The sequence below is a fragment of the Trinickia camelliae genome (assembly GCF_053525655.1).
The window spans coordinates 141,830-164,709 of record NZ_JBCHAA010000006.1 but is presented as its reverse complement, the minus strand read 5'-3'; the positions used below and the strand labels follow the sequence as shown (position 1 = coordinate 164,709).

At 64.7% G+C, this 22,880-nt stretch carries 20 protein-coding genes; 9 read left to right on the top strand and 11 right to left on the bottom strand.

The window, feature by feature from the left end; translation table 11 throughout:
• The first annotated feature begins 3 nt into the window (after positions 1–3).
• The 5 genes from parC (at position 4) to AAHK20_RS12625 (ending at position 6,170) form a co-directional block, all read left to right on the top strand.
• Positions 4–2,325, top strand: a complete 2,322-nt coding sequence (gene parC, locus AAHK20_RS12645; RefSeq protein WP_449181795.1) for a DNA topoisomerase IV subunit A — start codon at positions 4–6, stop codon at positions 2,323–2,325.
• A gap of 137 nt (positions 2,326–2,462) precedes the next feature.
• A complete protein-coding gene (locus AAHK20_RS12640; RefSeq protein WP_449181794.1) occupies positions 2,463–2,921 on the top strand; it encodes a CopD family protein in 459 nt (152 codons plus the stop codon).
• 137 nt (positions 2,922–3,058) lie between these two features.
• On the top strand, positions 3,059–4,900 hold the full coding sequence (gene ilvD, locus AAHK20_RS12635) for a dihydroxy-acid dehydratase (RefSeq protein WP_449181793.1): 1,842 nt from the start codon (positions 3,059–3,061) through the stop codon (positions 4,898–4,900).
• Positions 4,901–5,061: 161 nt separating this feature from the next.
• Entirely contained in the window at positions 5,062–5,655 is a 594-nt protein-coding gene (locus tag AAHK20_RS12630; protein ID WP_449181792.1) for a chromate transporter, read from the top strand.
• Complete coding sequence (locus tag AAHK20_RS12625; protein WP_449181791.1) at positions 5,652–6,170, top strand: chromate transporter; 519 nt, start codon at positions 5,652–5,654, stop codon at positions 6,168–6,170. The genes AAHK20_RS12630 and AAHK20_RS12625 overlap by 4 nt, the downstream gene beginning before the upstream one ends.
• 6 nt (positions 6,171–6,176) lie before the next feature.
• On the opposite strand, the gene AAHK20_RS12620 is transcribed toward AAHK20_RS12625, so the two are convergent.
• From AAHK20_RS12620 to AAHK20_RS12590, 7 genes are all read right to left on the bottom strand, one after another.
• Positions 6,177–7,496 carry a chromate transporter gene (locus AAHK20_RS12620; protein ID WP_449181790.1) on the bottom strand — a complete coding sequence of 440 codons (1,320 nt, stop codon included), beginning with the start codon at positions 7,494–7,496 and terminating at the stop codon, positions 6,177–6,179.
• Between the two features lie 8 nt (positions 7,497–7,504).
• On the bottom strand, positions 7,505–9,868 hold the full coding sequence (locus AAHK20_RS12615; RefSeq protein WP_449181789.1) for a bifunctional diguanylate cyclase/phosphodiesterase: 2,364 nt from the start codon (positions 9,866–9,868) through the stop codon (positions 7,505–7,507).
• Between the two features lie 488 nt (positions 9,869–10,356).
• Positions 10,357–11,265: a PhzF family phenazine biosynthesis protein gene (locus AAHK20_RS12610; RefSeq protein WP_449181788.1), complete on the bottom strand. Its 909-nt coding sequence runs from the start codon at positions 11,263–11,265 to the stop codon at positions 10,357–10,359.
• Between the two features lie 35 nt (positions 11,266–11,300).
• Positions 11,301–11,759 (bottom strand): RidA family protein, encoded by a 459-nt coding sequence (locus AAHK20_RS12605; protein ID WP_449181787.1) that lies wholly within the window; start codon positions 11,757–11,759, stop codon positions 11,301–11,303.
• A gap of 37 nt (positions 11,760–11,796) precedes the next feature.
• Positions 11,797–12,993 carry an aminotransferase-like domain-containing protein gene (locus AAHK20_RS12600; protein WP_449181786.1) on the bottom strand — a complete coding sequence of 399 codons (1,197 nt, stop codon included), beginning with the start codon at positions 12,991–12,993 and terminating at the stop codon, positions 11,797–11,799.
• A gap of 97 nt (positions 12,994–13,090) precedes the next feature.
• Positions 13,091–13,999 carry a DMT family transporter gene (locus tag AAHK20_RS12595; protein ID WP_449181785.1) on the bottom strand — a complete coding sequence of 303 codons (909 nt, stop codon included), beginning with the start codon at positions 13,997–13,999 and terminating at the stop codon, positions 13,091–13,093.
• A 115-nt stretch (positions 14,000–14,114) separates the two neighbouring features.
• A complete protein-coding gene (locus AAHK20_RS12590; protein ID WP_449181784.1) occupies positions 14,115–14,837 on the bottom strand; it encodes a VOC family protein in 723 nt (240 codons plus the stop codon).
• 235 nt (positions 14,838–15,072) lie between these two features.
• On the opposite strand from AAHK20_RS12590, the gene AAHK20_RS12585 reads away from it, so the two are divergent.
• Positions 15,073–16,524 carry an aminotransferase-like domain-containing protein gene (locus AAHK20_RS12585; protein ID WP_449181783.1) on the top strand — a complete coding sequence of 484 codons (1,452 nt, stop codon included), beginning with the start codon at positions 15,073–15,075 and terminating at the stop codon, positions 16,522–16,524.
• Between the two features lie 13 nt (positions 16,525–16,537).
• Here the strand turns inward: AAHK20_RS12585 and AAHK20_RS12580 are convergent, their stop codons facing one another.
• The 3 genes from AAHK20_RS12580 to AAHK20_RS12570 form a co-directional block, all read right to left on the bottom strand.
• A complete protein-coding gene (locus AAHK20_RS12580) occupies positions 16,538–17,098 on the bottom strand; it encodes a L,D-transpeptidase family protein (protein WP_449181782.1) in 561 nt (186 codons plus the stop codon).
• A 79-nt stretch (positions 17,099–17,177) separates the two neighbouring features.
• Positions 17,178–17,444: a hypothetical protein gene (locus tag AAHK20_RS12575; RefSeq protein ID WP_449181781.1), complete on the bottom strand. Its 267-nt coding sequence runs from the start codon at positions 17,442–17,444 to the stop codon at positions 17,178–17,180.
• Positions 17,441–17,902, bottom strand: a complete 462-nt coding sequence (locus AAHK20_RS12570; RefSeq protein WP_449181945.1) for a DUF2778 domain-containing protein — start codon at positions 17,900–17,902, stop codon at positions 17,441–17,443. The genes AAHK20_RS12575 and AAHK20_RS12570 overlap by 4 nt, the downstream gene beginning before the upstream one ends.
• 353 nt (positions 17,903–18,255) lie before the next feature.
• On the opposite strand from AAHK20_RS12570, the gene htpG reads away from it, so the two are divergent.
• The 3 genes from htpG to AAHK20_RS12555 are packed head-to-tail and all read left to right on the top strand — an operon-like array spanning position 18,256 to position 21,346.
• On the top strand, positions 18,256–20,148 hold the full coding sequence (htpG, locus tag AAHK20_RS12565) for a molecular chaperone HtpG (protein WP_449181780.1): 1,893 nt from the start codon (positions 18,256–18,258) through the stop codon (positions 20,146–20,148).
• Positions 20,148–20,849 (top strand): chorismate--pyruvate lyase family protein, encoded by a 702-nt coding sequence (locus tag AAHK20_RS12560; RefSeq protein WP_449181779.1) that lies wholly within the window; start codon positions 20,148–20,150, stop codon positions 20,847–20,849. Before htpG ends, AAHK20_RS12560 begins: the two co-directional genes overlap by 1 nt.
• A complete protein-coding gene (locus AAHK20_RS12555) occupies positions 20,846–21,346 on the top strand; it encodes a DNA-deoxyinosine glycosylase (RefSeq protein WP_449181778.1) in 501 nt (166 codons plus the stop codon). Before AAHK20_RS12560 ends, AAHK20_RS12555 begins: the two co-directional genes overlap by 4 nt.
• Before the next feature lie 36 nt (positions 21,347–21,382).
• On the opposite strand, the gene AAHK20_RS12550 is transcribed toward AAHK20_RS12555, so the two are convergent.
• Positions 21,383–22,408, bottom strand: coding sequence for a PDDEXK nuclease domain-containing protein (locus AAHK20_RS12550; RefSeq protein ID WP_449181777.1), 1,026 nt, complete (start codon positions 22,406–22,408; stop codon positions 21,383–21,385).
• Positions 22,409–22,880: the final 472 nt, after the last annotated feature.

The following is a 22,880-nucleotide window of genomic DNA, read 5'->3' as shown; positions in this document are numbered from 1 at the left end:
TCGATGGATCAACAAGACGATCTCTTCACTGAGCCGGCCGTGCCGGACAGCGATTTCCTGACGCTCGGCAACTACGCCGAGCGTGCCTATCTCGACTACGCCGTGAGCGTGGTGAAGGGCCGCGCGTTGCCGGACGTCTGCGACGGGCAGAAGCCGGTGCAGCGCCGCATCCTGTTCGCGATGAACGAGATGGGCCTCGCCGCCGACGCCAAGCCCGTGAAGTCGGCGCGCGTGGTCGGCGACGTGCTCGGTAAGTACCACCCGCACGGCGACCAGTCCGCCTACGACGCGCTCGTGCGTCTCGCGCAGGACTTCTCGATGCGCTATCCGCTCATCGACGGCCAGGGCAACTTCGGCTCGCGCGACGGCGACGGCGCGGCGGCGATGCGCTACACCGAAGCGCGCTTGACGCCGATCGCGAAGCTCCTGCTCGACGAGATCGACCAGGGCACGGTCGATTTCATGCCGAACTACGACGGCTCGTTCGAAGAGCCGAAGCTGCTGCCCGCGCGGCTGCCGTTCCTGCTGTTGAACGGCGCGTCGGGGATCGCGGTGGGTCTCGCGACGGAAATCCCGTCGCACAACCTGCGCGAAGTGGCGGCGGCCGCCGTGGCGATGATCCGCCATCCTTCGAAGCTCACGCACGCCGAGCTGATGCAGCACATTCCGGGTCCGGACTTCCCGGGCGGCGGCCAGATCATTTCGAGCGAAGCGGAAATCGCCGCCGCTTATGAGACGGGGCGCGGCAGCTTGAAGGTGCGCGCGCGCTGGAAGATCGAGGACCTCGCGCGCGGCCAGTGGCAGCTCGTCATCACCGAGCTGCCGCCGAATACGTCGAGCCAGAAGGTGCTCGAAGAGATCGAAGAGCTGACCAATCCGAAGATCAAGCTCGGCAAGAAGTCGCTCACGCCTGAGCAGCTGCAGATGAAGCAGACGCTGCTCGCGCTCGTCGACGCCGTGCGCGACGAATCCGGCAAGGACGCGCCGGTGCGCATCGTATTCGAGCCGAAGTCGCGCACGATCGATCAGACGGAGTTCGTCCATTCGCTGCTCGCGCACACGAGCCTCGAATCGAACACGTCGCTGAACCTCGTGATGATCGGCGCCGATGGCCGGCCGCGCCAGAAGGGTCTCGTCGAGATCCTGCACGAGTGGGTCGGCTTCCGCTTCGCCACCGTGACGCGCCGCACGCAGCATCGTTTGGGCAAGGTCAACGATCGCATCCACATCCTCGAAGGGCGGATGATCGTCTTCCTGAACATCGACGAGGTGATTCGCATCATCCGCGAAGCGGACGAGCCGAAGGCCGCGCTGATGGGCGCGTTCGGGCTTTCCGAGCGGCAGGCCGAGGACATCCTTGAAATCCGGCTGCGCCAGTTGGCGCGGCTCGAGAAGATCAAGATCGAGAAGGAGCTTGAAGAGTTGCGCAACGAGAAGGCGAAGCTCGAAGAGCTGCTTGGCAGCGAATCGGCGATGAAGCGCCAGATCATCAAGGAAATCGAAGCCGACGCGAAGCAATATGGCGACGAGCGCCGCACGCTGATCCAGCAGGAAAAGCGCGCGACGTTCGAAGCGAAGGTGGTCGACGAGCCGGTGACGGTGGTCGTGTCGCGGCGCGGCTGGGTGCGCGCGTTGAAGGGCCACGGGCTCGATCCGGCCGGCTTCACGTTCAAGGACGGCGACGGCCTCTATGCGGCGTTCCAGTGCCGCACGCCCGATACGCTGATCGCATGGGGCAGCAAGGGGCGCGTCTACTCGGTCGCGGTCGCGACGCTGCCGGGCGGGCGCGGCGACGGCGTGCCGGTCACCTCGCTGATCGAGCTCGAATCGGGTACGCATCTGATGCACTACTACGCGGCGCCGGCGGAGCAGGCTTTGCTGCTCGCGTCGAGCAACGGCTTCGGCTTCATCGCGAAGGTCGGCGACATGGTGAGCCGCGTGAAGGCGGGCAAGTCGTTCATGACGATCGACGAAGGCGCGGCGCCGCTCGCACCGATGCCGATGCTGCCGAATGCGCAGCAAGTGGTGTGCTTGTCGAGCGGCGGGCGCTTGCTCGTATTTGGTCTCGACGAGATGAAGACGCTTTCGGGCGGCGGACGCGGCGTCATTCTGATGGCGCTCGACGCGAACGAAACGCTCGTGCAGGCGCTCGCGATCAACGGCGCGGGCGTCGTGCTGGTCGGCACGGGCCGCGGCGGCAAGGCGCAGGAAGAGCAGCTCGCGGGCAAAGCGCTCGAACCGCACGTCGGCAAGCGCGCTCGCAAGGGGCGTGCGCCGGATACGAAGCTCAAGGTGAGCGGGCTGCGTCCGGTGCTCGCGGGATGACGACGTAATGCACTTGTGACATAAGCGCGGCACACAATGAACTGTGTGTCGCGCGATCGGTCGAACGCGCTCGACGTACCTGTCCACACCGTTCGCCCGTCACCCAATAAATCGAAGAACCGAGAGGAAGCCTCACCATGTCCAAAGCCATCGATGTCGCGCTGTTCCTGCACTTGCTCGGCGTCGCCGTATGGGTGGGCGGCATGGTGTTCGCAAATTTCTGCCTGCGCCCGGCGCTCTCCGACTTGTCGCCGCAATTGCGCTTGCCGCTCCTCGAAGCCGTGTACTCGCGCTTCTTCAATTGGGTCGCGGGCTCGGTGCTCGTGATCTTGCTCTCAGGCGGTTTCCTGCTTCAGCAATTCGGCGGCGGCCATGCGGTGTGGCCGCTGCACGCGATGGCGGCGCTCGGCGTCTTGATGATGCTGATCTTCGGGCACCTGCGTTTCGCCGTGTTTCCGCGCATCCGCCGCGCCGTACAGGCTCAGAAGTGGCCCGACGGGGCGCGCGCCGTGGGCACGGTGCGCCGGCTCGTCATCATCAATCTGGTGCTCGGCGTGGTGACGATCGGGATGGCGGTGCTGTCGCGGGGGTTCTAGATCGAGAGCTTCATCGGCGGTTCTCTGCTGATATATTTTTCGACCTAATCAGGCTCGAAAAATATATTGGACATATCGCCGGTCGAACTGCAATCTTCACACCTTCGTTTCGCGCAGCACACGTTCTGAGAATAAACATGCCCACATACCGATCACGCACTTCCACCCATGGCCGCAACATGGCGGGCGCCCGCAGCCTGTGGCGGGCCACCGGGATGACCGACGACGATTTCAACAAGCCCATCATCGCGGTCGTCAATTCATTCACGCAATTCGTGCCCGGCCACGTCCACCTCAAGGATCTCGGCCAACTGGTGGCGCGCGAGATCGAGAAAGCGGGCGGCGTCGCGAAGGAATTCAACACGATCGCGGTGGACGACGGCATCGCCATGGGTCACGACGGCATGCTCTACAGCCTGCCGTCGCGCGAACTGATCGCCGATAGCGTCGAATACATGGTCAACGCGCATTGCGCCGACGCCATGGTCTGCATCTCCAATTGCGACAAGATCACGCCGGGCATGCTGATGGCCGCGCTGCGGGTGAACATCCCGGTCGTGTTCGTGTCGGGCGGCCCGATGGAGTCGGGCAAGGTCACGTTCAAGGGCAAGAACCGCAAGTTCGATCTGATCGACGCGATGATCGTCGCAGCCGACGACAACGTCTCCGACGAGGAAGTGCAGCAGGTCGAGCGCTCCGCGTGCCCGACCTGCGGCTCCTGCTCGGGCATGTTCACGGCGAACTCGATGAACTGCCTGACCGAAGCGCTCGGCCTTTCGCTGCCGGGCAACGGTTCCACGCTCGCGACGCACGCCGACCGCAAGCGCCTGTTCCTTGACGCGGGCAAGACGATCGTCGAGCTGGCGCGCCGTTACTACGAACAAGACGACGCGAGCGTCCTGCCGCGTTCGATCGCGAGCTTCCAGGCGTTCGAGAACGCCATGACGCTCGACATCGCCATGGGCGGTTCGACCAACACTGTGCTGCACTTGCTGGCGGCGGCGCACGAAGGCGAAGTGCCGTTCACGATGAACGACATCGACCGCCTGTCGCGGCGCGTGCCGGTGCTGTGCAAGGTGGCGCCGGCAGTGCCGGACGTGCATATGGAAGACGTGCATCGCGCGGGCGGCGTGATGGGCATTCTGGGCGAGCTGGCGCGCGCCGGGCTCATCCACACCGAACTGCCGACGGTGCATGCGCCGAGCATGGGCGCGGCGCTCGAGCGCTGGGACGTGACGCGCAATCCGGATGAGGCGGTCGCGAGCTTCTACCGCGCAGCGCCCGGCGGCATCCGCACGCAAGAGGCGTTCAGCCAGGACAGCCGCTACGACGAACTCGATACCGACCGCGCGGCCGGCTGCATTCGCGACGCCGAGCACGCCTTCTCGAAGGACGGCGGCCTCGCGGTGCTGTTCGGCAACATAGCGCTCGACGGTTGCATCGTGAAGACGGCGGGCGTCGACGCCGGCATGTTGAAGTTCTCCGGCACGGCGCGTGTGTTCGAGAGCCAGGACGCGGCCGTCGAAGGCATTCTGAGCGGCTCGGTCAAGGCGGGCGACGTGGTCGTCGTGCGCTACGAAGGGCCGCGCGGCGGTCCCGGCATGCAGGAGATGCTGTATCCGACCAGCTACCTGAAGTCGAAGGGGCTCGGCAAGCATTGCGCGCTCATCACCGATGGCCGCTTCTCGGGGGGCTCGTCGGGGCTGTCGATCGGGCACGTGTCTCCGGAGGCGGCGGAAGGCGGCGCGATCGGCTTGATCGAGGAAGGCGACACGATCGAAATCGACATTTCCACGCGCTCGATCCATCTGGCCGTGAGCGACGCGGAGCTGCAGCAGCGCCGGGTCGCGATGGAGGCGCGCGGCGCCAAGGCATGGAAGCCGGTGGCGCGCGAGCGCCGCGTCTCCACCGCGCTGAAAGCCTATGCGGCGACGACGACCAGCGCGGCACGCGGCGCGGTGCGCATCATCAAGGACTGACGTTATCGGTGTCTGCGCGCGAGCGCATGCCGGTCAGAAGAAGGAAAAAGCAGGACACGACGCTCGGAACGGGGCTCGTGTCCTGTTTGTCATCAAGCGCGCATTAAGTCATTTGCAAGCCGCGAATGCGATACTCGCCGCGTCCCGTCGCTTAGCGCACCATGGCCTCCTTCGATCCCTCCACGCCTGATTCTTCCTTGTCGCACGGCGAGCCGGCGCGCGCGCTACGTCTTACGCCCTCCGAACTATTCCTGACCTTCGCCGAAATGGGCCTGTACGGCTTCGGCGGCGTGATGCCATGGGCGCGGCGGATCATGGTCGAGCGCCGCCAGTGGATCGACGACCGCGAGTTCGCCGAGCTGCTCGCCATCGGTCAGATCCTGCCGGGTCCGAACATCTGCAACATTGCCGTGATCGTCGGCTACCGGTATTGCGGCTGGCGCGGGTCGGTGGCGGCGGCGCTGGGCCTCATGGGGGTGCCGTTCGTCATCGTGCTCGTGTTGGGCGTGCTGTATCACCGCTTCGGCGGTCTCGCTTCGGTACAGGGCGCGCTGCGCGGCATGAGCGCGGTCGCGGCCGGACTCGTGCTGATGACGGGCATCAAGCTCGCGCAAAGCCAGCCGCGCACGGTGCGCGGCCTCGTGTTCGGCGCGCTCGCGCTGCTGGCGGTCGGGGTCTTTCATTTTCCGCTCGGCTGGACGCTGCTCGCACTGATCCCGACGGCGCTCATCACCGAGTGGAGGGCGCAGCGATGATCCTCTTGGAGCTCGCCTGGCGCTTCGCGCTCGTCTCGGCAATCGCGTTCGGCGGCGCGACCGCCGTGATCCCCGAGATGCACCGCTTTCTCGTGCAGGACAGCCATTGGATCAGCGATTCGACTTTCGCCGCGCTGTTCGCGATCTCGCAGGCGTCGCCGGGGCCGAACGTGCTGTTCGTTGCGCTGTTCGGCTGGCAGGTCGCGGGCTTGGCCGGCGCGCTCGTCTCGACGCTCGCGATGTGCGGGCCGTCGTCGGTCGTTGCGTTGCTGTTCGAGCGCTACACTGCCGCGCATCGCGACACGCGCTGGATGACGATCATCCGCCGCGCGCTCGCGCCGCTCACGATCGGGCTGTTGCTCTCCACCGGCGCGATCGTCGCGCAGGGAGCCGATCATTCGGTGGGCGCGATTCTGCTGACGCTCGTCACGATCGCGGTCGGTCTCAAAACACGATGGAATCCGCTCTGGCTGATTGCGGCGGGGGCGGGCATGGGGTTGTCCGGCTGGGTTTGATGCGGGCTACGCGTGCCCGAACACGATCCAGATCCCGCAGGCGACAGCCACCGTCGCATACACCGCATACACGGGCACCTTGAGCTTGCCGAAACACAGGCAGGCGAACGCGGCCGTCGCCAGATAAGCCGGTTCGAACGGCACGTGCACGGCGATCCGCACGACGGCGGCCACCAGAAACGCGGTCGTCGCGGCGCGCAGCGCCCGCATGCCGTGCTCGAAGCGCGGGTAGGTTTCGAGCTGCTTCAAATGCCGCTGCGCGAGCACGATCAAGCAACCGGACGGCACGAAGAGCGCGAGTGTCGCGGCGACCGCGCCGAGCCAGCCGTCGGTCAGATAGCCGAGAAACGGCACGACGTTCAGCAGCGGTCCGGGCGAGACTGGCGAGAGTGCGAAGGCCAGTGTGAAATCGCTGTCCGTGACGCCGACCGCCGGCGTCACGAACAGGGTCTTCAACACGGGCAGCGCCGAGAAGCCCCCGCCGAACAGCGTCATGCCGGCGCCCGCGAGACGCGGCCAGAGGAAGGCGTTCTCGAAGCGATGCGGCAGCGGCATGGCGAATAGCAGGATGAGCACGAGGAGCGCGCCGAGCAGCTGCCAATCGCCGCGGCGCAGTTTGATCTCGAGCCGTCCTTCGCGCGACGGGCTCGCGAACCAGCCGGCCGCGAACGCGCTCGTGAGCAAGATGACATAGGTGGCCGCGCTGTGCGCGAAGGCGAGCGCGAGGCAGGCGAGCGCCGCCACTGTCCAGCCGAGCCGCCCGCGCACGATCGTGCGCGTCTGCTTGAGCCAGGTCACGCCGATGATCGACGCCAGCACCACGCTGAAATGATTGAGCAGCATCTGCGAGTTCATCGCGCGCACGAGTTGCGTCTGATAGAAGCTCGCGAACGCGGTCATCATCGCGAAGAAGGGCAGCACGCTCGCCACGCCCGACACCCAGGCGCCCGCGCGTCCGCGCAGCCCATGGCCGACCTGCACGGCGACGTTGCAGCCGACCGGTCCCGGCACCATCCACGCGAGCGCCATCCAGTCGGAGAAGGCGAGCCGCGTGAAGCGCCGCTCGCGTTCGACGTAGTGGTGCTCGAGCTGCGCCATCAGCGCGAGGCCTCCCCACGACAGCGACGACAAGCCGAACACGACCCAGAAGAGCGTCCAGAGCGACTCGGGCTTGCGCGGTTCGGGCGTGTCGTGCGAGGTGGAGCGCTGGGGGCCGGCCGGCGGCGTCGCGCCGCTGTCGGACTTCGAACCGGACTTCGAACGGGTGAAGAAGCTCGACGCAAGCGCCGAGCCGGCATGGCGAGACCGCGCGCGCCAATCCGTCATCCCGGGCCCTACGCGGACAGTCCGCTGGTACTCGTCTGGCCCCGGCTCTGGCCGTGAGCCTGCGCGCCTTGGACTTCGCGCGCACTGCACACGCCGAAGCGCTCGAGCAGTGCCGGAATGCCGTCGGCGGGAACCGGCCGCGAGAACAGGAAGCCTTGCGCTTCGATGCGTCCGAGCGCCGAGAGCCACGCAATCTGCTCTTCGGTCTCGGTGCCCTCGACCACGACCTTGAGCCCAAGCGAGCGGGCGAGGTTCACGATCGCCGACACCATCACGCAGACGCTGCGATCGCCCGGAATCGCCTGCACGAACGAGCGGTCGACCTTGAGCGTATCGACCGAGAAGCGGTTCAGATACGACAGCGACGAATAACCCGTGCCGAAATCGTCGAGCGCGACGCGCACGCCGAGGCGCTTCAACGCGATGATCTTTTCCGACACGAGTTCGGGATATTCCATCATCGCCGTCTCGGTGATCTCGAGCTCGAGCCGATGCGCGGGGATGCCGGTCTCCTCGATCGCGCGCGATACCGTCTCATAGAGGTCGCCGCGCCAGAACTGCACCGCCGAAATGTTCACCGACAGCGACAGCGAGTCGTACCCGTCGTTTTGCCAGCGGGCGAGCTGCTGGCACGCGGTGCGCACCACGTAGTCGCCGATCGGCACGATCAGGCCGGTCGATTCGGCGATCGGGATGAACTCGTTGGCCGCGATGATGCCGTGCTGCGGATGGTTCCAGCGCGCGAGCGCCTCGAAGCCGGTGATGCAGCGGCGCGAGAGATCGACCATGGGCTGATAGACCAGGAAGAGCTGGTTTTCGGCGAGCGCGACGCGCAGCTGCTGCTCCCACTTCATCAGATGGTCGGCGCGATGCGACAGATGCGGCGAGTAGAACTGGTAGCAGTTCTTGCCGGCGTCCTTCGCGCTGTACATCGCGAGGTCCGCCTTCTTCAGCAGATCGATTTCGCTTTCGTTGGCGACCGAGTAGAGCGCGATGCCGATGCTCGCGTGCAGCACGAACGACGAGCCGCGCACGTCGAACGGACGCTCGAACGAGCCGCGCACCTTCTCGGCGAGATCCACCGCGTGCCGTTCGACGTCGGCCCCCTTCAACACGACGACGAACTCGTCGCCGCCGATGCGCGAGAGCGTGCCCGAGTCGGCGACCGCGTCGGACAAGCGCGCGGACGTCATCTGCAGCACGATGTCGCCGGCGTTGTGGCCGAGCGTGTCGTTGACCGTCTTGAAGTTGTCGAGATCGATGAAGAGCAGTGCGAGGCGGCCAACGTTTGCGGGCTGGCCCACGTCGTGGCGCAGCGACTGCAGCGTGGCGTAGCGGTTGCGCAGGCCGGTCAGCAAGTCGTACTCGACGAGATGCGTCATCTCGCGCTCGCGTCCCAGGAGCTTGCCGATGAGGCCGGTCGCGACCGCGAAGAAGCCGAGCATCGCGAGCGAGATGAAGCCCGCCATCAGCAGATAGACGTTGCGCGTGTGGTTGTAGTCGGCGAACTCCTCGGCTTGTGACAGACCGACCAGCACGCCCATCGGATAGCCGTCGATGTGCCGGTACGACACGATGCGCGTGACGCTGTCGATCGGATCGACGTAGGTGCCCGACACGTGCTCGGACACCGGGTAGGCGCCCGTCGCCGAGAAGGTGCCCGGCACGTCCTTTGCGCTGCCCGTATGGCGTGCGAGCACCGCGCCGTTGTCCGAGATCACGGCGATCACGCCGAACTTGCCGATCGCCGCGTTGTTGTAGAAGTCGCTCGTGAAGTAGTTCGGGTCTTCCGATACGACCACGACGCCCGCGAACGAGCCGTCGGGGTGATTGAGCCGCCGCGTCATCTGCAGCGTCCATTGGCCCGACACGCGGCCGAGCACCGGCTTGCTGATATAGAGGTTGTCGTCGTTCTCGTGCTCGTGGACCTTGAAGTGCTCGCGGTCCGACAAGTCGATGTGCTTCGGATTCTCTTCGGCGGTATTGGCGACGAGCGTGCCGTGCTCGTCGATCAGCGAGACCTGCACGAGCGTGTCGCTCTGCACGACGCCTTTCTGGACCGTGGTCGCGAGGTCGAAGTGATTCGGGTTCTTCTCGAACTCGTATTTGACGAAGCGGGTGATCTGGTCGACCTGATGAATGGCCTTGATCGTGTGCTGCTCGAGCGCCGCCGACAGGATCGCGGCCGATGCCATCGCTTCGCGGTAAGTGGACTCTTTCTCGACCGACAGCCGCGCGAAGATCACCGTCCACAGCAGAATCAGCACCAGGACGCCGAGGAACGGGATGGCGAGCAGCGCGCGAGGTTGCGAGCCGCTGGAGTTGCGCTTCAAATGTGAGTCGCGCGCGGAATGGTGCCGGGCGAAATTCATCGAGCCGACCGAGTCCATGGAAACAGGGACGTCTGGCCGGCATTCGTCGACTGCGCCAGGTTCGTGTTGGACTGCATGATTAGCATCGTTACCAAGACTGCCGCGCAGAGTCAAAAAGTAATACGTTTCGCGGGCGCTATTCGTCCGAGAAACGTGATTATTCCGATCTTACTGAATGACTAAAAATTAAGATAGCGTCCGTTTATCGGGTAAACGTTTGTTTTTGTTGGCATGAAATCCGGTTAGGCGGTTGTGCTGGCCTGCCTGTCGGACGCAAGTCCTTGCATGGATTGAAAGAATAGGATGGCAATGGATTCTCGCGGCGTCATTTGAATTATCGGTCTAAGGTGCTTTAGCCCTGCGCCGAATGCAATCCGTAATTACGCGTGATGACCCATTAAGGTGCGCGCTGCCTATTTCTTTTATTTGTCCAGGGTTTATCCCTGTTGTTCGCGAGGTTTTTCCCGATGCCGGAGCGGCGTGCGCCGTCAGCCGAGCAAAAACGTGCCGTCGACAATCGTGACGGAGGGGCCGCCGATCCAGATGCGGCCGGCGTCGTCGTCATAGTCGACATGCACGCGCCCGTCGCGCTGCAGAACGGTGCCCTGACGAGCGATGTAGTGGAGGCCCGGGCGCAGGTTCTGGCTCTTCAGCAAGCCGGCGATCGCCGCGTTCGCGCTCCCGGTGACCGGGTCTTCGTCGACCGCCATGCTGCCGCCGAGCATCAGGCAGCGGACTTCGAATGCCGCCGGACCACCCGGTGCATAAGGGCCGTAGACGGCGAGCCCGTGCATGCCGGCTGCGTGGACGACGTCTGTCAGCGCGGACCAGTCCGGATCGAGCGCGAGACATGCCTCGGCCGAGCGCATGCGCACGACGAGCCAGGGCACCCCGTTATCCACCGCGCATGGCGTGGCGCTGAAATCGATTGCATCGGTCTTTAGCGCCGCGGCCAAGGCTGCGTGCGCGGATTCGGCCAGCGGCACGACCCGGGCCGGCGGCGCCGCGAACGCCCAGCCGCGGTTGCCGCTTTCGGTTTCGGCTTGCGCTTCGAGTGCCTTCAGTTCGACCAGCCCGACGCCGCATTGCTGCACGAGCCGCCCGGCCTGCCGCGGGCGATAGCCGCTCGCGATGAGCGCGTGCGCGGTGCCGAGAGTCGGATGCCCCGCGAACGGCAACTCCAGACTCGGCGTGAAAATGCGCACGCGATAGTCCGCGGCCGGATCGGTCGGCCGGCACAAGAACGAGGTCTCCGACAGGTTCGTCCAGCGGGCGATCGCTTGCATCGCTTCGTCGCCGAGATCATCGGCATCGAAGACGACAGCGAGCGGATTGCCCTTGAACGGCACCGAGGTGAACACGTCGACTTGCTGGAAACGGACTTGGCGTGCGCTCATCGCGAATGTCTGGCGAGTTGGTGACAGCAGGTGACTTAAGCGACTTCGGCGATCAGCTCGATCTCGACGCACGCGCCTAGCGGAATCTGCGCAACGCCGAACGCCGAGCGCGCGTGCTTGCCCGCGTCGCCGAACACTTCGGCGATCAGCTCGGACGCGCCGTTGGTCACGACGTGCTGCTCGGTGAATTCGAGCGTCGAGTTCACGAGGCTCATCACCTTCACGATGCGCTTGACGCGGTTCAAGTCGCCGACGTGCGCGTGGAGCGTGGCGAGCAGGTCGATCGCGATCGCGCGCGCGGCCTGTTTGCCTTCCTCGGTCTGCATCGTCGCGCCGAGCTTGCCGACCCACACCTTGCCGTCCTTCTTCGCGATGTGGCCCGACAGATAGACTGTGTTGCCGCTTTGCGCGCTCATCACATAAGCGGCGGCCGGTGCGCCCGCTACGGGCAGTTCGATGCCGAGTTCCTTCAGCTTGTCATACACGTTTGCCATGACATGTCCTTTGGTCGGTTAGAAAACAGAGAGGGAATTAGATGCGCTCGCGAATCAGTGCGGCAAGGCGGGCCACGCCTTCGTCGATCTTGGCGGGCGGCACGGTCACGAACGACAGGCGCAGCGTATTGCTCTGCGCCTCGTTCGCGAAGAACGGCCCGCCCGGCACGAACGCGACGTTTTGCGCGACTGCGGCTTCGAGCAGCTTCATGCTGTCGATGCCGGCCGGCAGATCGACCCAGACGAACATCCCGCCTTCGGGCCGGTTCCAGCTCACGCCTTCGGGCATGTAGCGCGTCAGCGCCGCGAGCATCGCCTCGCATTGGTCGCGGTAGAGCGCGCGGATGGTCGGCACGTGCGTGTCGAGAAAACCGTCCTTCACGACTTCGTGCACGACGCGCTGTGTGAAGCTCGGGGTGTGGAGGTCGGTGGCCTGCTTGGCCTGCACGAGTTTGAAGTGTAGTTCCTCGGGCGCGATGATGTAGCCCACGCGCAGACCCGGCGCGAGCACCTTCGAGAACGAGCCGAGGTGGACGATGTGGTCCGGCGCCATCGACAGCAGCGTCGGCAGCGGGTCGCCCGCGTAGTCGAGTGCGCCGTAGGGGTCGTCTTCGATGACCGGGAACGCGCTCGTCTTGGCGAACTCGGCGAGCGCGCGACGGCGCTCGATCGGCAGACGGCGGCCCGTCGGGTTCTGGAAGTTCGGCTGCGCGTACAGGAGGCGCGCGCCGGCGGTCAGCGCGGGCGTCAGACCCGAGGGGATCAGGCCTTGCTCGTCGGTCGGCACCTGCACGTAGCGCGGCTCGTACATCGAAAACGATTGCAGCGCGCCGAGGTAGGTCGGCGTTTCGACGAGCACCGGGCTCGCCGGATCGATCAGCACCTTGCCGAGCAGATCGAGCGCCTGCTGCGAGCCCGTCGTGATCAGCACTTGCGAGCTGCGGATCGTCGCGCCGTTGACCGAGTAGCGCTGGGCGACCCATTCGCGCAGCGGCAGATAGCCTTCAGTCGCGCTGTACTGCAGCGCGGCGGCGGGCGCATCGCGCAGGATGCGGTCCGACGCTTCGCGCATGCGCTCGGCGGGGAACGTGACGGGCGACGGCAGGCCGCCCGCGAAGGAAATGACTTCAGGCCGCTCGGTGACCTTCAGAATCTCGCGGATCGCCGAGCTCGTGAGCTTGCGTGCGCGTTCGGAAAGTTGCCAGTTGTTCTGTGGCAGGTCGCTTTGGTCCATGAAGTCTCCAGAGTTTCTAGGTTGGGGCGGGCTGAGAAGCGGAATTATCGCCTGAGAAACGGGTTGTCCATCTACTAATCGTGCATGCGGGCGCTGCTTACGTCGCGCGGGCCGGCTGCGGCGCGGTACGCACGGCGGCCTTGCGACCGATCACGACGGTGGCGATCACGGCGGCGGCGAACAGCCACGTGGAGGGCGCGACGGTCTCGCCGAAGAACAGCGCCGAGAACGCCATCGTGAAGAAGATCTGCAGCAGCTGAACCTGGCCGACGCGCGCCGTGCCGCCCATCGCGAGTCCGGCGTACCAGGCGAAAAAACCGATGAATTGCGAAAAGATCGTCACGTAGCCGAACGCGAGCCAGGTCGAGAGCGATCCCGGGCCGGGATGCTGCACGTGCTGCTCCCAGGCGAGCCAGCCGACCGGCAGCACGAGGAACGGGGCGGAGACCACGAGCGCCCAGCAGATCACCTGCCAGCCGCCGATTTGCTTGGCGAGCCGCGCGCCTTCGGCGTAGCCGAGCGCGCCGATGCCGACCGCGACGAGCATCAGCGCGTCGCCCGCCTGTGGCGAGCCGCCGCCCTGCTGCAGCGCATAGGCGACAACGAGCGCGCTGCCGACGATGGCGGCCGCCCAGAACCCCTTCGACGGCCGTTCATGCGACAGCCACGCTGCGTAAAGCGCCACGAAAAGCGGCTGCAAACCGTTGACGACAGCGCCGTGCGAGGCGGGCACGCTTTTCATCGCCCACGCGGAGAACACCGGAAACGCGATGATGACGCCGAGCGAGACCACGACGAGGCTCTTGACCTGAGCCCAGGTCGGCCAGGCTTCGCGCCGGTACGCGAGGAGCAGGGCGGCGGGCACCGAGGCGGCGAGCGCGCGGCCGAGGCCGTTCAGGAGTGGGCTCCATTCGTGCACGACGATGCGGGTCATCGGCAGCGTCAGGCTGAAGATCATCACGCCGATCAGGCCGAGCAGCATGCCTTGGGATTCGCGCGGGTTCATTGCGATTTGTCTCTCCATGTTGTGGCGCGGCTCGCGTATTGGCGGGCTGCGCGGTTGCGGTGGCCTGTTATAGCCGCGAACCCGGCGCTCAACGATGGCTAGGCGCTGATACCGCCTATTTGAGCGTGCGGGTTTCGCCGGACAGGCCGATTTCGATTTCTGCGGCGAGCGCGGGCTCGCCTTCCGTGGTTTCCAGCCGGATCAAGTCCGACACGCCGAGCCAGTCGAGCTGGGCTTGCACGTTGTCCGCGCGCGGGTGGTAGCCCGTGAGCGACTTGAGCGTGAGCCCGGTTTCCGGCAGCCGCGCCGACGGATGAAGCGGCGTATCCCACTGGATCAGCGTCGGCACAATGCCGTTGCCTGCGCCTTGCCAACTCGGGAACGCGCCGTCTTCAGGCACCGACAGGCCCCAGGCGAAGTCGCCGCGCGTCATCGGCACGACGGGCGGAATTCGCTCCGGGTACTGCGCCTGCCAGCGCGCGAGGTTCTTCGGCCGCTCGACGCGCACCACCCAATGCGCGAGGTACGGGCCGCGCTCGAGACGCGCGTGCGTCGCAGGATCGTCGAGCGCGAAGAGCCGCGCGCGGCGCCCGGCGGCAGCACCGCTTGTCGTTGCCGCAGCTGGCGTTGCCGTGGCTTCGGCGTCCGGATCGATCGCGATCACTTCGAGATAGGCGCCGCCCCACAGGTTGAGGAGCCGGTTGTGCGTGCGCATCAGCGGGTGCCTGCCGCCTGCGGCCAGTTCGGCGCCGAGGGTATCGGCAACGAATTGCGCGCCCTCTTCAAGCGTGCGGGCGGCGACTACGAGGTGATCGAGCGAGAGCGTTCGGGCGTTCATGGCGTACTGGCGTGCGGTTAGGGCAAGAAGGATCGGAATCGGACGGAATGCCGGTACGCTTTCTTGTCCCTTCGGGCGCGCACCGGGCCGATAGCATACCGCTCGCGCCGCTTCTCCTCTATCCGCCCTTGGCCTTTGCGCCTGCCAGACGACATTGTCCGAAAACTGTAATCGCTCGTACCAGGACAGTAACGGTACAATCGGGGCGATACTTTTCGGTACAGTTGGAGCCGTCATGACCGTCCCGCTGAATCTGATTCCCGCCCCGCACGACGCCTCGCCGCTCACGCTCGTCGACCAGCTCGTGCAATGGGCGCGGCGCCGCATCGAAGAACGCGTGTTTCGCCCCGGCATGCGCATGCCGTCGATCCGCAAGCTCGCGCTCGACAAGGGCGTGTCGCGCTTCACGGTCGTCGAGGCGTACGAGCGGCTCGTCGCGCAGGGTTTTCTCGACTCGCGGCGCGGCTCGGGCTTTTTCGTGCGCGACCGTGCCGGCAGCGGCGTGCCCGCCGAACGGAGCGCGCCAGCCGAGCGGCAGCCGGCGCACAACACGATCGACGTCGTCTGGCTATTGCGCAACATGCTGCACACGTCGAGCCCGGAGAAAGGGCCCGGCCTCGGCTATCTGCCGAGCCGCTGGCTCGACGGCGAGCTGATCACCAGCGCGCTGCGCGCGCTCGGCCGGCAAAGCGGTGCGCAGTTGCTCGGCTCCGGCACCGCGCAAGGTTTCCTGCCGCTGCGCCAGCAACTGCAGACGCGCCTGGAGGAGTTCGAAATCGGCGTCGCGCCCGATCAGATCGTGCTCGTCTCGGGCATCACCCAGGCCATCGACCTGATCGCGCGCATCTACGTCCAGCCGGGCGACGCGGTGATCGTCGGCGATCCGGCCTGGTTCCAGATGTTCGGCCGTTTCGCGTCGCAGGGCGCGCAACTCGTCGGCATGCCGTACACGCCGGACGGGCCGGATCTCGATGCGCTCGAGACGCTCGTACAGATGTGGCGGCCGAAGATGCTCATCCTCAATTCGCTGCTGCAGAACCCGACCGGCACGTCGCTGACCGCGGCGCAGGCGTTCCGCATTCTGCGCCTGGCCGAAGCCTACGATTTCATCGTCGTCGAGGACGATATCTACGGCGACCTGTGCCCGCCGGGCTATCCGGCGACGCGCCTGGCGAGCCTCGATCAATTGAAGCGGGTGATCTATCTCGGCAGTTTTTCGAAGACGCTGTCGGCGAACTTGCGTGTGGGCTTCGTCGCATGCGCGCCCGAAGTGGCGAAGGCGATCACCGATCAGAAGATGCTGGTCGGCATGACGACGCCGGAGTTGAACGAGCGCGTGCTGTACAAGGTGCTGACCGAAGGGCACTACCGGCGCCATGTCGAGCGCCTGCGCGTGCGGCTCGACGGCGTGCGGGACAAGACGGCTCGCATGCTCGAGAAGACCGGGCTGCGGCACTTCACGATGCCGTCGGCGGGGATGTTCCTATGGGCGGACTTGGGCGTCGATTCGGATGCGCTCGCGGCGGCGGCGCACGAAAAGGGCTTTTTGCTGACGCCGGGGAGTCTCTTCTCGCCACAGCAGTCGCCGACGACATGGATGCGGTTCAACGTCGCCAATTGCGGCGACCCGGCGCTGCCGGGGGTGATCGGCGACTACCTGGAGTCGGTGGCGCGGCGCGCGGGCTGAGGCGCCGTGGCGGTCAGCCCTCGATGTCGATCGGCGTGCCGTTGGGGACGAGCGACCAGATTTCGCGCATCTCCTCGTCGGTGACGACGATGCAGCCGTCGGTCCAGTTCCAGCGGCGGTGCAGGTCGCCGAGGAAGCCCCAGCCATTGGGCAGGCCGTGGATCATCACGTTGCCGCCCGGCGGGACTTGGGCATCGGATGCACGCTGGAGGTCGTCGGCGTTGGGGTAGGAGATGTGCAGGCTCAGGTGGTAGGCCGAGTTTTCGTTGCGCCAGTCGATGACGTAGCGGCCTTCGGGGGTTTTCTTGTCGCCTTCCTGTTGCTTGTGGCCCCGGGGATTGCCGCCTAGGGAGATGCGGTATTCGCGCAGCACGGCGCCGTCGCGCAATAGCTGCATGCGCTTTTCCGATTTGACGACGTGAATGGCGTCGGCTTGATCGGCGGGGTCTGCCATGGCCGGGGCGTTTGTGGAAACGTAGCGCGCCGCGAGCCGGGTGTAGCCGTAGGCGGCGATGGCGAGCAGGGCTGTCGTCAGGCTGATGATGACGAGGCGCTTCTGCGTCATGGTGCGCATAGTCGGTCAATGCTTGGGCTGGGCTGCACAGCAAGGTGAGGGCGGGCTGTTGATGCCCGCCATGAATCAATACCGTTGTTTAGCGGCGGCAAAGACGCTTTAGGACGTGCCATGCGATGAAAGTGCAGAGGCTCGCGAAGAGAAACGAGGCGGTGAGCATGTAGAAGACATCGACGTCGGCGCTTGCCTCCGCATCATGCGCATCGAACAAATCGTTGAGCCAGAGTGAGAATTCGAGCGGCGGCGGAGGGATCGCGTCGGGGTGTCGGCCCCACACGTAGGCGAGCGCAAACGTCGCGAAGAGTAGCCACACAATGACGCCGCCAATTTTGATTGCGCGCTTCATTTCACCGTCACCATGCCGTAAGCACTCAGCGCGCTTCCGGGAATCGGATATTTACCTCGGCCGACTAGTGAGACTCTGAGTCGGTGGAAATCGGCGGAATTCTCAATGACGATGCATCCCTGGCTGATGCCACGAGGCCCCTTCGGGTGTAGGCGAAAATTTCCGCGTAGAACCTCATTGCAAAACGTTGAGTCGTCGATTTTTCCATCTGCGGCGTAAAGCGCGAACCAATCGCTTCGATGGAGAAAAGCCTCCCTTAGCGATCCAAGTCTCCCGCCTGACTCTCTATCGACGATGTAATACCTGCCCGGCGGGATCGGCCCCACATCGAGCAGACAGGCCGATGCGCGCTTATTGATATGCGGCTCGAGCCCTGAGAATGCCGGGACTGAAAATCCGCCGTGGATTACGAACGTGCTCATCGGCTGGTCATTGAGTTCAAAGCTGCACTGCAACATGGGGGTTCCGTTTTGTTGGCAAAGTGGCCACTGGACCACGTCTTCCTTCACGGAGAAATCGGACGATTCCGAATCAGACCCTCTGATCTTTGCCAGGACTCGTCGCGTGTCGCCCCGAAAGCGCTTTAACATTGCAGCTTTCGTCAACCGAAAGTCTTCAGACCGACCGCTATCATCCCGACCCAATTTCGCCGTCGACTCTTGAATTTGCGATAGCGATCCCCAATTGAGCGCTCGATTCGCGACGCGGCCTCGCGGGCCTTGGCAGGCCGCCGCGACAGGCGCGCCAAGCCGGCAGAGCCCAGGCGCCGAGCCACCGAGACACACCATCCACGAAAGAGGAACTCCCGACCATGGCACAAGAAACCATGAGCTTCCAGGCAGAAGTGAAACAGCTTCTGCAACTGATGATCCATTCGCTCTACAGCAACAAGGAAATCTTCTTGCGCGAGCTGGTCTCGAACGCATCGGACGCCGCCGATAAGCTCCGCTTCGAAGCGATCGCCGACAGCGCCCTCTTCGAGAACGATCCGAACCTGCGCATCCGCGTGTCGTACGACAAGGCCGCGCGCACCATCAGCATCGACGACAACGGCATCGGCATGAGCCGCGAGGAAACGATCTCGCACCTCGGCACGATCGCCCGCTCGGGTACCAAGGAATTCTTCTCGAAGCTCTCCGGCGACCAGCAGAAGGACGCCGCGCTGATCGGCCAGTTCGGCGTCGGCTTCTACTCGGGATTCATCGTCGCCGACAAGATCACCGTCGAAACGCGCCGCGCCGGACTGCCGGCCACCGAAGGCGTGCGCTGGGTCAGCGCGGGCGAGGGCGACTTCGCGGTCGAGACGATCGAGCGCGCCCAGCGCGGCACGACGATCACGCTGCACCTGCGCGAAGGCGAAGACGAACTGCTGTCGTCGTATCGCCTGAAGTCGATCATCCAGAAGTATTCGGACCATGTCGCGCTGCCGATCCTGATGAAGAAGGAAGAGTGGGATCAGGAAAAGGGCGAGATGATCGAGAAGGACGAAGACGAGACCGTCAACCAGGCGAGCGCGCTCTGGACGCGTCCGAAGAACGACATCACCGACGAGCAGTACAAGCAGTTCTATCAGCACCTCGCGCACGACCACCAGGACCCGCTGACGTGGACGCACAACCGCGTCGAAGGCCGCAGCGAGTACACGCAGCTCCTCTACGTGCCGGCGCACGCGCCGTTCGACCTGTGGAACCGCGACCATCGCGCGGGCCTCAAGCTCTACGTGAAACGCGTCTTCATCATGGACGACGCCGAGCAGCTGCTGCCGATGTATCTGCGCTTCATCAAGGGCGTGGTCGATTCGAGCGATCTGCCGCTGAACGTGTCGCGCGAAATCCTGCAGGAAAGCCGCGACGTGAAGGCGATCCGCGAAGGCGTGACCAAGCGCGCGCTGTCGATGCTCGAAGAACTGGCGAACGCCGAGACCGATGAGGGCAAGGCGCAGTACGCGGGCTTCTGGAAGGAGTTCGGCCAGGTGCTCAAGGAGGGCCTCGGCGAAGACTTCGCGAATCGCGACCGCATCGCCAAGCTCGCGCGCTTCGCGTCGACACACAACGACACGCCCGAGCAGAACGTCTCGCTCGCCGATTACGTCGCGCGCATGAAGCCCGAGCAGTCGAAGATCTACTACGTGACCGCCGATACCTGGCAGGCCGCGAAGAACAGCCCGCATCTCGAAGTGTTCCGCAAGAAGGGTGTCGAAGTGCTGCTGTTGACGGACCGCGTCGACGAATGGGCGCTGTCGTCCTTTACGGAGTTCGACGGCAAGCCGCTTGCGAGCGTTGCGCGCGGCGATCTCGATCTCGGCGCGCTCAATGACGAGGAAAAGAAGGCGCAGGAAGAGGTCGGCGAAACGATGAAGCCGCTCATCGAGAAGATGAAGGACGCGCTCAAGGACAAGGCGAAGGACGTACGCCTCACGTTCCGCCTGACTGATTCGCCGTCGTGCCTCGTCGCCGACGACGGCGAGATGAGCGGCTACCTGCAGCGCATGTTGAAGGCTGCCGGGCAGAACGCGCCGGCGCTCCATCCGATTCTCGAAGTGAACCCCGAGCACGCGCTCGTGAAGGCGCTGACCGTCGACAGCGCGAACTTCGACGATTGGTGCCATCTGCTCTTCGATCAGGCGTTGCTGGCCGAAGGCGGCGCGCTTGAGGATCCGGCGAGCTTCGTCAAGCGCACCAACGCGCTGCTGCTCGCGCGCTGATGAGCGCGCCGCGCGTTCGCTTCGACGCAGCCGGCGGCGGCTGGCGCGCCGTGCCGCAGCCTGCCTTCACGGCCGACCAGAAAGACTGGCTGACGCGCGGCGGCTCGCTGACCGCACATTTGCGCACGCTCGGCAAAGTCGCGGTGCGCGTGACGCGCGAGGCGATCGATCAAGCGTGGCGCGACGAAGTCGCGGCGCTCGGCATTGCGGCGCGCGCGCCGGTCTGGGTGCGGGAAGTCGTGCTCGAAGTGGACGGTGTGCCGTTCGTCGCCGCGCACAGCATCGCTCCGCTCGCGGCCAGCCACGGCGTGTGGCAGGCGATGCGGCGGCTGCGCACGCGGCCGCTCGCCGAGCTGTTGTATAGCGACAGCAGTGTCGCGCGCTCGGCGCTCGTCAGCGCGCGGCTCACGCAGCGCGATCCGCTCGCGGTGCTCGCGGCGCGCGAGATCGCGGGGCCTGCGCCGCACGCGCTCTGCGCGCGGCGCTCGGTGTTCGAGCGGCATGGCGAGCCGCTGATGGTCACCGAGTGCATGCTGCCGGCGCTGTGGGTGCATCTTGAAGCGCGGGCACGCCGCGAGGGCCGTACTGCTGAAACGATCGCCCATCACGCGCATGCGTCGCACGCGCGCGAGTCGGCTGGTCCACTCGATCATCTTGCGTCGCGCGCTCATGGCGCGCACGCGCCGAACAACGATTCATGACCCTCAAGCGCTGCTTTCCGCCGGTTGTCGATCGAAACACGCGAGTGCTCGTGCTCGGCAGCCTGCCCGGAGAAGTGTCGCTCGCGCACAACCAGTATTACGCGCACAAGCAAAATCGGTTTTGGCATTTGATTGGGGATGTGATCGGCGAGAATCTTCCGAGCATGGATTACGAAGCGCGGCTGCAAGCGCTGCTCGATCATCGCGTGGGGCTGTGGGACGTGATCGCGAATGCACGTCGCGAAGGCAGCCTCGATAGCCGGATTCGCGATCATGCGACGAACGATCTTGCTGCGCTCGTAGCTGGGTTGCCGAGTCTCGCCGCTGTCGCGTTCAATGGCGGCACGGCGGCGAAGATCGGTGTGCTGGCGCTGGCGGAAAGCCGGCCGTCGCTCGAGCTCGTCAGGCTGCCGTCGAGCAGCCCAGCCTATGCGGCAGTGCCATATGCCGAGAAGTTGAGGGCGTGGGAGGCGTTGCGTAAGTGGCTGTCGGTGTAGTTGCGCGACAACAATCTAGGCTACATCACAGAGAACTTACTTCCGCTGGAGTCGGGCGCGTGCGGCTTCGATCGATTGATGAAGCTTTGCTTGCAGTGTTTCGCGCGGCGGCAGCACGGTCAGATATTCCGCTACATGGATGCCACTCTTATCGAGTTCGAGCAGCTCGATTTGCTCTTGCTTTTTCCCCGCACAAAGAATGATTCCAAGTGGCGGTTGCTCACCTGGCTCCTGTTCGTATCGAGCGAGCCAGCGAAGATACAGCTCCATCTGGCTCTTGAACTCGGCGCGGAACGGGCCGAGCTTGAGTTCGATAGCGACGAGGCGCTGTAATTTGCGGTTATAGAACAGCAGGTCGATGTAGAAATCATCGTTGTCGATTTGTATTCGTTTCTGCCGGGCGACAAAAGTGAACCCAGCGCCGAGTTCAAGTAGGAATTGCTCCATCTCCCGCAGAATCGCGTCTTCTAGATCACGCTCGAGGTAGTGGTCGTTGAGCCCGAGAAAGTCCAAAACATAAGGATCTTTGAGCAGCACGTCGGGTGACACGCGCTGGTCGCGACGCAACTGTGCCAGATCGTGTCGCACCACGTCTGCAGGCTTTCGCGAAATCGCGGTACGTTCAAACAGCATCGATCCGATGCGCTCTTGCAACTGCCGAGACGACCAACGTTCAAGCCGACACAGCTCGAGATAGAAGTCGCGCTTGATCGGGTCGTCGATGTATATCAGCGCCTTCAGGTGCGTCCAACTCAATTCTCTCCGCACTGCGGAGAGAATTGCTTCATCCGGAAATACGTCAGCTGCGCGCACACAATGTCGCAACTGCTGCTCGCTCCATCCCCGCCCGTATTCCGCCGTCAGTTGCCGGGCGAGCGACAGAATCAGCTGTTGGCCGTACTCGGCTCTGTCGCCGCAAAGGACTTCCTGCCGGACGAGGCGGCCGACGTGCCAGTACAGTAGCGTCAACTCAGCGTTGACCGCGGCCGCTACCCGCTCCCGCGCCGAATCGATCAGGCGCCGAATTTCAGTCAAGAGGGTGGGTGGCATTAGTTCAGTCATGCTGTCCGGCTGATGGTAAGCGGGCGACGCGTCGGCAATATTTACAGGGGAGACACCTTACAGCAAAAGGGCTGGTTCGGGAAAACGTCACGCGAGAGCCGCGCTGGACGCCCCTTGAACCGATTCTCTCCGCGGTGCGGAGACAAAGAACAGGTGAACGTCTGCAACTGATCGGATTCCGTCGGATGGACATCCGCACTATGTGTCCGGCGACAGCCCACGGCGATTGCCGCCCGATGTCAAATCAGCCAAAACACCAATCAGTTTTGGCATTTGATCGGCGACGTGATTAGCGAGAGCTTACCCGGCCTCAATTACCCCGTGCGTCTGCAGGCTCTGTTGCATCATCGATCGGCCTTGGGTATGTTGTTGCAGAGGCACGGCGCGAAGGCAGCTTGGATAGCCGGATTCGCAACCATGTCAGCAACGATCTGACGGCGTTGGTCAAATCTCTACATAGTTCGATCGTCAT

Excerpts from the sequence above, each read along its gene's own strand:
- AAHK20_RS12600 (WP_449181786.1), bottom strand. The coding sequence starts at position 12,993 with ATGGACCAAAGCGACCTGCCACAGAACAACTGGCAACTTTCCGAACGC.
- AAHK20_RS12590 (WP_449181784.1), bottom strand. The coding sequence starts at position 14,837 with ATGAACGCCCGAACGCTCTCGCTCGATCACCTCGTAGTCGCCGCCCGC.
- AAHK20_RS12595 (WP_449181785.1), bottom strand. The coding sequence starts at position 13,999 with ATGAACCCGCGCGAATCCCAAGGCATGCTGCTCGGCCTGATCGGCGTG.
- AAHK20_RS12570 (WP_449181945.1), bottom strand. The coding sequence starts at position 17,902 with ATGTTGCAGTGCAGCTTTGAACTCAATGACCAGCCGATGAGCACGTTC.
- AAHK20_RS12630 (WP_449181792.1), top strand. The coding sequence starts at position 5,062 with ATGGCCTCCTTCGATCCCTCCACGCCTGATTCTTCCTTGTCGCACGGC.
- AAHK20_RS12640 (WP_449181794.1), top strand. The coding sequence starts at position 2,463 with ATGTCCAAAGCCATCGATGTCGCGCTGTTCCTGCACTTGCTCGGCGTC.
- AAHK20_RS12620 (WP_449181790.1), bottom strand. The coding sequence starts at position 7,496 with ATGACGGATTGGCGCGCGCGGTCTCGCCATGCCGGCTCGGCGCTTGCG.
- AAHK20_RS12605 (WP_449181787.1), bottom strand. The coding sequence starts at position 11,759 with ATGGCAAACGTGTATGACAAGCTGAAGGAACTCGGCATCGAACTGCCC.
- ilvD (WP_449181793.1), top strand. The coding sequence starts at position 3,059 with ATGCCCACATACCGATCACGCACTTCCACCCATGGCCGCAACATGGCG.
- AAHK20_RS12615 (WP_449181789.1), bottom strand. The coding sequence starts at position 9,868 with ATGAATTTCGCCCGGCACCATTCCGCGCGCGACTCACATTTGAAGCGC.
- AAHK20_RS12560 (WP_449181779.1), top strand. The coding sequence starts at position 20,148 with ATGAGCGCGCCGCGCGTTCGCTTCGACGCAGCCGGCGGCGGCTGGCGC.
- AAHK20_RS12550 (WP_449181777.1), bottom strand. The coding sequence starts at position 22,408 with ATGACTGAACTAATGCCACCCACCCTCTTGACTGAAATTCGGCGCCTG.
- AAHK20_RS12555 (WP_449181778.1), top strand. The coding sequence starts at position 20,846 with ATGACCCTCAAGCGCTGCTTTCCGCCGGTTGTCGATCGAAACACGCGA.
- AAHK20_RS12610 (WP_449181788.1), bottom strand. The coding sequence starts at position 11,265 with ATGAGCGCACGCCAAGTCCGTTTCCAGCAAGTCGACGTGTTCACCTCG.
- parC (WP_449181795.1), top strand. The coding sequence starts at position 4 with ATGGATCAACAAGACGATCTCTTCACTGAGCCGGCCGTGCCGGACAGC.
- AAHK20_RS12585 (WP_449181783.1), top strand. The coding sequence starts at position 15,073 with ATGACCGTCCCGCTGAATCTGATTCCCGCCCCGCACGACGCCTCGCCG.
- AAHK20_RS12575 (WP_449181781.1), bottom strand. The coding sequence starts at position 17,444 with ATGAAGCGCGCAATCAAAATTGGCGGCGTCATTGTGTGGCTACTCTTC.
- AAHK20_RS12625 (WP_449181791.1), top strand. The coding sequence starts at position 5,652 with ATGATCCTCTTGGAGCTCGCCTGGCGCTTCGCGCTCGTCTCGGCAATC.
- AAHK20_RS12580 (WP_449181782.1), bottom strand. The coding sequence starts at position 17,098 with ATGCGCACCATGACGCAGAAGCGCCTCGTCATCATCAGCCTGACGACA.
- htpG (WP_449181780.1), top strand. The coding sequence starts at position 18,256 with ATGGCACAAGAAACCATGAGCTTCCAGGCAGAAGTGAAACAGCTTCTG.